This is a genomic window from Bacillus sp. LL01 (assembly GCF_001037965.1).
In genome coordinates, this window is the sequence record NZ_LFEL01000061.1 from 1 (window position 1) to 8,493 (window position 8,493).

The following is an 8,493-nucleotide window of genomic DNA, read 5'->3' on the forward strand; positions in this document are numbered from 1 at the left end:
ATTTATTATCAAATGGGTAGCTATGATAATGTATCAGCTACGGTTCTTAGTGTCGTACTCATTGCACTTACATTAATCATATTGTGGATTGAATCAAGAACCAAAAAGAAGCAATCGTACTACCAAACAAGTAATACCTTTAAAGAGCCGGATATTCTTCCGCTTGGTAAATGGAAATGGCCATCATTTTTATTTGTCTGTATCATCTTCTTTTTTGCTGTTATCTTGCCAATCATTGTTTTAGTCTATTGGTCGCTTTTAGGACTGCAAGCTGGCGCACTTGATTCAAGATTTTGGGGATATGCATGGAACAGTGTAAAGGTTTCAGGGATGGCTGCTTTAATTTGTATGCTACTTGCGCTTCCGGTCGTATATTTACGTTCAAGGTACCCCTCGAGAGTTTCCGCTATAATTGAAAAGCTGAGTTATGCGGGATATGCTCTACCTGGGGTTATCGTTGCATTAGGGATTATCTTTATTTTTAATCAATACATTCCCGTACTTTACAATACGTTTTATTTAGTGGCAATTGCTTTTGTGATTCGATTTTTACCGCAAGCTATGCAATCAACTGATGCTTCTTTAAGTTTAATTTCTCCCCGTATCGATGAAGCTGCGAGAAGTTTAGGACAACCTCCATGGAAAGTAATGATTACAGTTATTATTCCATCGATATTGCCTGGTATTTTAGCCGGTGGTGCACTTGTATTTGTTAGTAGTATTAAAGAGTTGCCAGCAACCTTATTACTACGCCCGCCTGGATTTGATACTTTAGCTGTTCGTATATGGGTAGAGACGAGCGAAGCAATCTATTACATGGCTGCTCCAGCTGCGCTGTTGATCGTTATTGTTTCGATCATACCGCTTAGATATCTGTTAAAGAAATATTAAAGAAGCCTTAAGGGCTTCTTTTTTTGTTTTTATCTAAAGGATCTGAAAAATTTAATTGACAATGAGAATCTTTTTCATTTAAAATATAGTGAGAATCATTATCGATGGAGGGGTGTTTATTTTGTCTTCTTTATTAATTGTTGGTGCAGATAGGCTCGGTGCAATACCTGAAAAACTTGAAGAAATGGGATTTGAACAGATTACTCACATAAATGGAAGAAAAGTTCAAATGGTTAAAAGAGATATTCCGTCACATATTGACCTTGTATTAGTTTTAACAGATTTTATTAATCACAATTTAACATCAGTTCTAAAGAAAAAAGCTGCAGAACAAAACATTCCGATTTGCTATGCCAAGAGGTCATGGTGTTCAATCTATCAATCGATTGGAAAGTGTAATTATGGATGTAATAAGGATAATGCCTGTCCATTTAAATAACCAATCTAATAGGAGGAAAAAGATGGAAAACCCCCATGCTTACAGACTGGTGATGAATTCCTATCTAAGTTGTCCATATGACTTGGTAAGGTCAAAAGAATCGCTACAGTGTGCGAAAAGAATAAGCTTACAAAATTTTATTAATAGTGTGATAAAAGGATTCTTCTCAAAACCGCGTAAGGAACATCATGTTCTGGCTCTTTTAAAAATGGTTGATACATACCGAAGAGATCTTAAAAGAAGTGTATTTGATTCTACTATGGAATATACAATTGCATTAGCTACGCTAACAGATCATTTCTTACAAATCACATGTGACTATATCGAAGAAGGTAATCAGACGCATGTAGAACGCGATAATGGCCTGATAATTAATCAATATAATGGAAATCAATATTCAGTTAAAAAGCTTTTAACTGAGGTTGATGAAGAATTGTCACTAATATATGCCAAGGAAGTTTGTGTAGAGCTTCAAAAATCTTTTAGGTGTTTGCCTGATGTTATAGAATTAATTGATATGATGAACGGAGACCGTCATCTTTATTTCCCTTCAGAAGATGGAAATGATCAAAGTGATTTTATTTATTATTCCCGTCCACTTGTAGAAAAAGAGATAAATCGTATTTGCTCATAAGCGGATAAGATTTATCTCTTTTTTGTGATTTTAGAAATAAACATTGGTTACCATACATATTGATGTATTAGTAACAATTTAGTAAATAGATAGCACATCTTTGAAAATGGTTCATTAACTCATTATAAAGGCGAATTGATAAAATCAACTATAAGTCTAGACATTTTCTAATAAGTGTGACAAAATAAAGTTGCCCTAAGACAAAATAGTTTTCCTCAGTGAAGATTTGTGTTGAATTTTTTTTTGCGGTCTTTTTTGCCTGTAGACAACTTTTTTAGAAGGAAGAAAAATATACTTATAGAGAAAGGATGAGGAAAGTGAGAAAGATTTTATTACTGGTCGTTATAATGGTAACTAGTTTGATCATGGTAGCATGTGGAGGAGAAGATAGGACAACTGAAGAGTCTGATGAATTAAAAGTCATCACTAGCTTCTCTATTCTTGCTGATATTACAAAAAATGTAGTAGGAGAGAGAGCGGAAGTAGATTATTTGGTACCTATTGGGGAGGAACCACACGGCTATGAACCAATCCCGAGTGACTTTCAAAAAGCGAGTGATTCTTCTGTTTTTTATGTGAATGGCTTAGGTCTAGAAGAGTGGTTAGAAAGATTGGTTGCTAATGCAGGAGGCGGAGCTGATATCATAACGGTTTCTGATGGAATTGATGTTATTGGAGTTGAAGGGTCTAATGAGGATGATCCTCATGCTTGGTTAGATGTAGAGAATGTCATTACGTATGTAGGGAATATTCGTGATGATCTGAGTCAGCGTGATCCAGAAGGTGCAGATGAGTATGCAGCTAATGCAGATGCTTATATTAAAGAATTACAAGAGTTAGACGAGTGGATCCGAGCAGAAACGCTAAACATTCCAGAAGAAAAAAGAACCATTGTAATTAGTGAAAATGCCTTCAAATACTTTGGGAAAGCATATGGGTATGAAACAATCGGGATCTGGGAGTTAAACTCCCACGAAGAAGGAACTCCAGGTCAGATTTCAAGAGTAGTCGATTTAATTCAAGATGAGAGCATCCCAGCTGTTTTCTTAGAAACGACAATTGATAGTCGTTTTATGGATACTGTATCTAGTAATGCGGGGGTGGATATTGCAGGTGAAGTATACACAGATGCRGTCGGTCCAAGCGGCAGTGGTGCTGAAACATACATTGATATGATGACACATAATGTGAATACATTTGTAGAAGGACTAAAACAATAGAAACTACCTCCAATCCATAAAATGGGTTGGAGGTAGTTTATTTTAGAGTAGGTTTGAGAGCAATCCGATGCCAACAAGGAGACCTAATACAATCCAAAAAGTTGTCATGAAATACTTTTTATTTCTTCTACGATTTTTCCAGCGGTTAGGGTTAAAGGTAGCTTCTTTTGGCTCATGCATATGTTGGTACATATGATAAGGTTTCACCCCGACAAGGAACAATGGGGCCATAGCTGCACCGCCAATCAATCCAAATAAATGAGCCAATACATTAATATTAGAGTTTACAAAGGTCATAACAAGCCCAATAATGAGGATGGTCATGACAAGCTGGGAATTAGCTCGGTCAATTAGATCTTTTCTTAGCAGAACAATATATACGTAGAGACCAAACAACCCAAAGATTGCCCCTGAAGCACCTAGATGTGGAGGGTATCCAAGTCCGCCTAAATAAAAGGTAGCAATATTAGCAATAATTCCAGTACTTAAGTAAAAGATGATGAATCGGAATTTACCTAACATCTGCTCAAGGGCTGGACCGAAGATCACGAGAGAAAAAGAATTAAAAACAACATGACCTATGGTTAAATGCATAAAAATAGGTGTAATTAACCTCCACCACTCTCCGTTAGCAACAGCTAAATTATAGCCAATGCCAATGTTTCTAACCAATTGTCCTCCTGGTAAGAAGTTCATCCATACAAATAAAGCGAAGTGAATAATTAACAATCCGAAAATAACAGGATAGTTTTTCCTAAAGGAATAGAAGCTTTCCTGACGAATAAACAATCTCAGTCCTCCTAACACAGTCAATTCTTTCTATAAGTATAGCAAAGATATCTGTTAAAATGCCCGATTTTACACCTAACTTAAAACAATCACAAGAGGTGAAACGAAAAAGATGATTATTGGAATTGGTATAGACATTGTAGAGCTCGAACGTATTGAGAACTTACTTCAAAAGCAACCAAGATTTCCGGAGAAAGTTTTAACAGGGRAAGAGCGCGTAAATTATGAGTCGTTAAATGGGAAAAGAAAGATAGAGTACATAGCAGGCAGATTTGCTGCAAAGGAAGCTTTTGTGAAAGCGGCTGGAACCGGTATCTCTAAGACATTTGGATGGCATGATATTGAGGTATTAAATGAAGAAAATGGTAAACCGTTTCTTCTAGCAAATATAGATTGTACGGTCCACGTATCTATCTCTCATAGTAATGCTAATGCGGTTGCACAAGTAATTTTAGAGCGCTTGTCAAGCTAGTCTGCATATTGTTACTCCTTGCCTCATATAGTTGTAATGCGGATGGGAGAGCTTGTGCCATTTCAAGTGGAGTCAGGACTAATGAATACAACAAGAACCCTTATTCGTTCATTCATCAGCTGAAGGATTACAGCCTGAGCTGAGAATTGAACAGTTGGGACACTAACAAGATAGCCGTCTCTTGATTGGTAGAATTCTCTTCTTTGGCGTTAATTGAGACAAAGGGGTGAAGGTATGAAAAGGGTAAGTTGGTTTATCACACTAATCGTGATGGTGACATTTGTACTTGCAGCATGCGGTGAGAAATCTCAAGATGATATTCTTGGGGACCTTGAAAGTAAATTATCAGATGTTAGTGGTTATAAAGCCGCTGCAACAATGACTTTACAAACTGGGAACGAGCCGCAAACATATGAGGTTGAGGTTTGGTATCAGGAGAAAGATTATTACCGAGTTGCGCTAAAAAATGCCGCGAAAGATCAAAGTCAAATCATTCTGCGTAATGATGACGGGGTATTCGTTTTAACACCAGCTCTTAACAAAAGTTTCCGTTTCCAAAGTGATTGGCCGATTAACAGCAGTCAAGTGTATCTATATGGTTCTCTTATCCAAGATGTGTTAATGGACCCAGAGAGAACATTTACTGCAACAGAGGATGCTTATGTTTTCCAAACAAACACTAATTACCAAAACAAGAACTTAAGTAGTCAAGAAATCACATTCAATAAAAAAGACTTATCGCCATTACAAGTGAAGGTTATGAACCCTGACCTTGAGGTACTTGTACAATTAGACTTTAATGAATTTGATGAAAACGCAAGCTTTAATGATGGTGATTTTGATATGGAACGCAATATGACTGGGGCTCAGATGACCGAGCAACCAACGATGGCGGAAGTGCAAGAGGATATGACAGTTCACTATCCGATGTATACACCAGATGGTACGTCTCTTGATTCCTCTCAGACTGTTCAATCAGATCGTGGAGAGAGTGTCGTTTTACAATATACAGGTGATGGACCATTTACTTTAATTCAAGAACAGAGCAAAGTTGTTCCGGCTACAACTCCAATGAACGTTAGTGACGGTGAGCCAGTGGATTTAGGTTTTACAATTGGGGTAATGACAGAGGAATCACTCATGTGGTCTTACAATGGAGTTGATTTCTATCTTGCTTCAGCAGAACTTGGGACCGAGGAAATGATCTCAATTGCTAGGTCGGTATATGGTACACAGGAAAAATAAGGAGACAAAAAGGCGACAAGAAGGCTCATAAAATACAATGAGCCTTCTTTTTTTGGAATTGAGCAGGAAATTTTAAAACCTCTTTGCAATTTAAACAAGTCAATGCTATCATTGAATGTGGATAGAAAAGTTCGGTTTTTTGTAAGTGTATAGGCATGAAAGCGTTATGAAAACATATAATATTTAGGTCGTTGGTTGATGTGGGGGTGGATGTTCGTGTCAGAACAGAGAACAAAACGCATTGTAGTGAATTTGCCACAACATTTGTTAAACGAGGTGGACGGTGTGATTCAACAAGAAAACGTTAATTACAGTGAGTTTTTATCGCAAGCAACGAAATTATATCTTCGTGACCGAAAGAAGCGTCAAATTCGTGAAACGATGCAGCAAGGCTATATGGAAATGGCAAAAATTAATTTAAACCTTGCATCTGAAGCCTTTCTTGCCGAGGAGGAAGCAGAGAGCACCCTTGATCGCTTAGTAAGTGGGGTGTAGCGGTTGATTGTAAAAAGAGGTGACGTTTATTTTGCCGACCTTTCACCTGTTGTAGGGTCTGAACAGGGTGGTGTACGACCTGTTTTAATCATTCAAAATGACATAGGTAATCGCTTTAGCCCAACTGTAATAGTGGCCGCCATTACCGCTCAAATTCAAAAGGCAAAATTGCCGACTCATGTTGAAATCAATGCAAAACGATACGGATTTGATCGTGATTCGGTCATTTTGCTAGAACAAGTTAGAACAATTGATAAACAGCGTTTGACCGATAAAATTACGCATCTCGATGATGACATGATGACGCGGGTGAATGATGCATTGTTTATTAGCTTAGGATTAATTGATTTTTAATAGGATTGCACTCCGCATAATGCGGGGTTTTTTCTTTTAGTTAAGAAAAAAAGTAGAAAAGAGACAATAATAATTGAATGTTTATGTTGGATTAAGGTTTAATGATATAGAAGAGATTGATTTATTGGTAGTTCTTTCAATAACTTGTAAAACCTTTAATATGAAATACTTTGCAACAATAGCCAACTCGTGAAATAATAATTGTAGCCATTATTGACTGGAGGAAAGTAAGATGCAACCGTATATCGTATCTTTTATCTTTGAAAACCGTGAAGTGTTAACAAAGCGATGGGAAGAGCAACTTCAAGAAATACGCAAAGAAAACTATCTTAATTCAATTTCAGATTCCGTCTATGAAAATACAAACCAAGAATTCATGAGCTTCATTTTTGAATCCGTTGATCGTAATCAAATGCAAGCAAATGAAAGGTTGACCACTTTCACAGATCGTTTTATTCAAACAGGTTGGCCTCTAGCTTACTTTACTCGTGGTCTTCAAGCGTTTCGTCGAGCAACTTTAGCTACTTTATCTGAAAGCGAGCACGACGTAAAGCAGTTATTGACCCTTTTCAATGAAGTTGAAAATTGGATTGATGGGATCATAAACCAGTTAGTAACTGATTATACAGGTTCTTGGGAAGATATATTTGAAATGCAAAAATTATCTCTTCTTGAATTGTCAGCCCCTTTAATTCCTGTATTTGAAGGGATTACTGTAATGCCTTTAATTGGTACAATTGACACGGCAAGAGCTAAACTTATCATGGAAAACCTACTTGATGGCGTCATTAAGAACCGCTCACAGGTGGTGTTGATTGATATTACGGGTGTACCGGTTGTAGATACGATGGTTGCTCATCACATAATACAAGCTTCTGAAGCAGTTAGACTTGTTGGAGCAACTTGTATCCTGGTAGGGATCCGACCGGAAATTGCTCAAACAATTGTAAATTTAGGGATAGATTTAGGTAAATTCCCTACTAAGAGCACGTTGCGTAAAGGAATGGAAACAGCGCTAGAGATGACGAATAAAAAAATCGAACAATTATAAGTTGGAGGAGTAAAACAATGAGGATTCCAATTTTAAAGCTTCATCAATATTTATTAATTAGTATCCAAGTGGAATTAGATGATCAAACAGCACTTCGCTTTCAAGAGGACTTATTAGATAAAATCCATAAAGAAGGGTCGATCGGTGTTGTAATTGATTTAACTTCTGTTGATATGATTGACTCCTTTATCGCTAAAGTTTTAGGTGATGTAGTAGATATGTCTAATTTAATGGGAGCGCGAGTTGTGTTGACGGGAATTCAACCTGCCGTTGCGATTACTTTAATCGATATGGGTATTAAACTTGATGATGTTCCTASAGCTCTTGATCTTGAGCAAGGTCTAGATAAATTGCAACAGGAACTGGAGGGATAGTCATGGAAACCCAATCCTGTGTCGAAGTGAAAAACGAATGGGGGATTGTTGCTGCTAGACAAGCAGGTCGTACCCTCTCAAAGGAAATCGGGTTTGGGAGTGTCGATCAAGCGCGGATAACAACAGCCATTTCGGAATTGGCGCGTAATATATATCTATATGCACAACATGGAGAAATATGTTTAGAACTAATTGAAGCACCGTCTAAAACAGGTATGATTAAAGGCATCCAGGTGATTGCTAAAGATCAAGGACCAGGGATTTCGGACATTAGACAAGTTATGGTAGATGGCTTTACAACCTCGAGCGGGATGGGGGCAGGTCTGCCGGGAGTAAAACGTTTAATGGATGAATTTTCAATTGACTCAGAAGTCGGAGAAGGGACGGTCATTACAACGACGAAGTGGCTTCGTTAAAGGAGGGCCAGCGTGAATAATACTGTTCAAAAACTAGAAGAATCCTACAAACAGATATTGCAGACATTTCTTCATGATAAAAGCGAGCAAGGGTTATACGAAGCGCAACAATT

General features: G+C 37.4%; 12 protein-coding genes. 11 read left to right on the top strand and 1 reads right to left on the bottom strand.

Going from position 1 to position 8,493, the window contains the following annotated elements; all coding sequences use genetic code 11:
* The 4 genes from AB685_RS23910 to AB685_RS23925 form a co-directional block, all read left to right on the top strand.
* On the top strand, positions 1-891 hold an 891-nt coding region (locus AB685_RS23910), incomplete at its 5' end, for an iron ABC transporter permease (protein WP_047973086.1).
* 121 nt (positions 892-1,012) lie between these two features.
* Positions 1,013-1,330 carry a DUF2325 domain-containing protein gene (locus tag AB685_RS23915; protein WP_047973087.1) on the top strand — a complete coding sequence of 106 codons (318 nt, stop codon included), beginning with the start codon at positions 1,013-1,015 and terminating at the stop codon, positions 1,328-1,330.
* 22 nt (positions 1,331-1,352) lie between these two features.
* Positions 1,353-1,964 (top strand): hypothetical protein, encoded by a 612-nt coding sequence (locus tag AB685_RS23920; RefSeq protein WP_047973088.1) that lies wholly within the window; start codon positions 1,353-1,355, stop codon positions 1,962-1,964.
* 308 nt (positions 1,965-2,272) lie between these two features.
* On the top strand, positions 2,273-3,184 hold the full coding sequence (locus AB685_RS23925; RefSeq protein WP_047973089.1) for a metal ABC transporter substrate-binding protein: 912 nt from the start codon (positions 2,273-2,275) through the stop codon (positions 3,182-3,184).
* 42 nt (positions 3,185-3,226) lie between these two features.
* On the opposite strand, the gene AB685_RS23930 is transcribed toward AB685_RS23925, so the two are convergent.
* A complete protein-coding gene (locus tag AB685_RS23930) occupies positions 3,227-3,973 on the bottom strand; it encodes a rhomboid family intramembrane serine protease (protein ID WP_047973090.1) in 747 nt (248 codons plus the stop codon).
* Between the two features lie 112 nt (positions 3,974-4,085).
* Between AB685_RS23930 and acpS the strand changes: the two genes are divergently transcribed.
* The 7 genes from acpS to AB685_RS23965 all read left to right on the top strand — a co-directional run bounded on the left by acpS (position 4,086) and on the right by AB685_RS23965 (position 8,380).
* Entirely contained in the window at positions 4,086-4,445 is a 360-nt protein-coding gene (gene acpS, locus AB685_RS23935; protein WP_047973091.1) for a holo-ACP synthase, read from the top strand.
* 234 nt (positions 4,446-4,679) lie between these two features.
* Positions 4,680-5,690 carry an outer membrane lipoprotein carrier protein LolA gene (locus AB685_RS23940; RefSeq protein WP_047973092.1) on the top strand — a complete coding sequence of 337 codons (1,011 nt, stop codon included), beginning with the start codon at positions 4,680-4,682 and terminating at the stop codon, positions 5,688-5,690.
* A 210-nt stretch (positions 5,691-5,900) separates the two neighbouring features.
* Positions 5,901-6,185, top strand: coding sequence for a hypothetical protein (locus tag AB685_RS23945; RefSeq protein WP_047973093.1), 285 nt, complete (start codon positions 5,901-5,903; stop codon positions 6,183-6,185).
* A 3-nt stretch (positions 6,186-6,188) separates the two neighbouring features.
* The gene (locus AB685_RS23950) at positions 6,189-6,539 is read left to right on the top strand and encodes a type II toxin-antitoxin system PemK/MazF family toxin (RefSeq protein WP_012957256.1); all 351 of its coding nucleotides are present in this window, start codon (positions 6,189-6,191) and stop codon (positions 6,537-6,539) included.
* Between the two features lie 232 nt (positions 6,540-6,771).
* On the top strand, positions 6,772-7,590 hold the full coding sequence (locus AB685_RS23955; protein WP_047973094.1) for an RsbT co-antagonist protein RsbRA: 819 nt from the start codon (positions 6,772-6,774) through the stop codon (positions 7,588-7,590).
* A gap of 17 nt (positions 7,591-7,607) precedes the next feature.
* On the top strand, positions 7,608-7,964 hold the full coding sequence (locus AB685_RS23960) for an STAS domain-containing protein (RefSeq protein ID WP_047973095.1): 357 nt from the start codon (positions 7,608-7,610) through the stop codon (positions 7,962-7,964).
* A 2-nt stretch (positions 7,965-7,966) separates the two neighbouring features.
* Entirely contained in the window at positions 7,967-8,380 is a 414-nt protein-coding gene (locus tag AB685_RS23965; RefSeq protein WP_047973096.1) for an anti-sigma regulatory factor, read from the top strand.
* Positions 8,381-8,493 lie beyond the last annotated feature (113 nt).

Bases quoted from the DNA above. Each gene is read 5' to 3' on its own strand.
- AB685_RS23920 (WP_047973088.1), top strand. From the start codon at position 1,353: ATGGAAAACCCCCATGCTTACAGACTGGTGATGAATTCCTATCTAAGT.
- AB685_RS23940 (WP_047973092.1), top strand. From the start codon at position 4,680: ATGAAAAGGGTAAGTTGGTTTATCACACTAATCGTGATGGTGACATTT.
- AB685_RS23955 (WP_047973094.1), top strand. From the start codon at position 6,772: ATGCAACCGTATATCGTATCTTTTATCTTTGAAAACCGTGAAGTGTTA.
- AB685_RS23945 (WP_047973093.1), top strand. From the start codon at position 5,901: ATGTTCGTGTCAGAACAGAGAACAAAACGCATTGTAGTGAATTTGCCA.
- AB685_RS23965 (WP_047973096.1), top strand. From the start codon at position 7,967: ATGGAAACCCAATCCTGTGTCGAAGTGAAAAACGAATGGGGGATTGTT.